The organism is Micromonospora sp. NPDC047620 (assembly GCF_043205005.1).
GTDB lineage: Bacteria > Actinomycetota > Actinomycetes > Mycobacteriales > Micromonosporaceae > Micromonospora.
Map to the genome: position 1 here is coordinate 1 of NZ_JBIDDG010000114.1, position 1,438 is coordinate 1,438.

The following is a 1,438-nucleotide window of genomic DNA, read 5'->3' on the forward strand; positions in this document are numbered from 1 at the left end:
AAAGGTCCGGAATCATCCGGTATGCCTCGGCTTGCCAGTTGAACCAGTCGTGCACACCGACATTCGGGAACGAATACACCGCGTTGGTCGCGCCCAGCGTCGCCATCCGCACCTGGAACGCCCGGGTATTCGCCAATGCCAGCACCTCCAGCGGCGCACCGCGCATGATGTGGTCGGCGGCCGCCGGCAGTGGCAGGCCCAGGTCCTCCTGCGACGGCACACCGCTGCCGGCGGCGATCCAGAGCCGGGTGTTGTTCGCGATCAGGCGCGGCGCGAATACGAACGGGTCCATTCGCAACCACTGCGGGCCCCACGGCGGAGCCATCGAATCGACGTTGTAACCGCCCGCGTCGATCATCGCCATCCGAATCGCCTCCCGCATACCCGGCGCGGAAATGTTCAGATAGCCCGAGAACGAGCCCGCGTAGCTGAACTGGTCCGGGTGGTACGCGGCCAGGGTCAGGGCGGCGCTACCGCCCATCGACAGGCCGAAGACGCCGTTGCGGTGCGAGCTGAAGCCCAACCGCGAACTGAGGGCATTGGGCAGATCCTGGGTGAGGAAGCTTTCCCACTTGTAGGTGTTGACCTTGCCCAGCGTCTCGTTGTAGTTCGAGGAACCGGTCATCGCCGAGCCGGTCGAGGCCGAGCCGGACGAGCCGGCCGAACCGGTGTCGATGCCGAAGAAGTTGCTCGGCGCGTTCCAGTCGGCGTAGAAGCTCGACGGACCGCCGACCGGCATCACCACGTTGATATTGGCGTTGACCAACGCCGGGATGATGTTGGTTTCCTTCTCCCAGCCGCTGATGTCGCCCTGGGCGCGCATACCGTCGAGGGCGTACACCACCCGTCCGGTGTTGCCGTCGGCCGCACGGAAGATGCGCGACTTGATCGGGCCCATCGACGAATCGACCCAGAAGTCGATACCCGTCGGATTGAAGGCGGCGGCCGCATGTCCGGCCTCTGCCACCGACACCCCGAACGGCAGCAACGTCGCCAAAGCCACGCCCACCGCGGACCGCTTGAGCCACCCGGCTCGATGAGGCGCCGACGGCTGCTGCGACCGTCTCCGACGTCTCTGCTGCACCCATCGCACAGTCACGCCTCGCATATCCTGTCCGGCCTTTCCCGTAGCGCGGCCCGTCCGACCGCTGTTCTTCTCTGCGAATGATCACCCGTGCGCACACTGAGATGCGCCCCCGACGGACGTTCGTCACCGAGCGTATCGTGAAATCGATACATCGGCGTTATCAAACCGAGACTAATACACGACTTCTTCGTTGTCGTCGGCGGTCTAGTTCGGCACCGGGGGCGGTGTCGTCGGGTCCACCAGATGGCAACGCTGGATCTCGTATTTCGGCACCCGGTCGATTCGGTACTTCGCGAAATTCAGCGACTGGATGACATTGTGCTTGAACCGATCCCACGTCAGCGGGGCTCG

Annotated in this window: 1 protein-coding gene; it reads right to left on the reverse strand. The window is 64.5% G+C overall.

The genetic code is table 11. The annotated features are described in order from the left end of the window. Positions 1-1,009: alpha/beta hydrolase (locus ACGF5C_RS34555; protein WP_393308594.1), on the reverse strand; the 1,009-nt coding region annotated here is incomplete at its 3' end. Positions 1,010-1,438 lie beyond the last annotated feature (429 nt).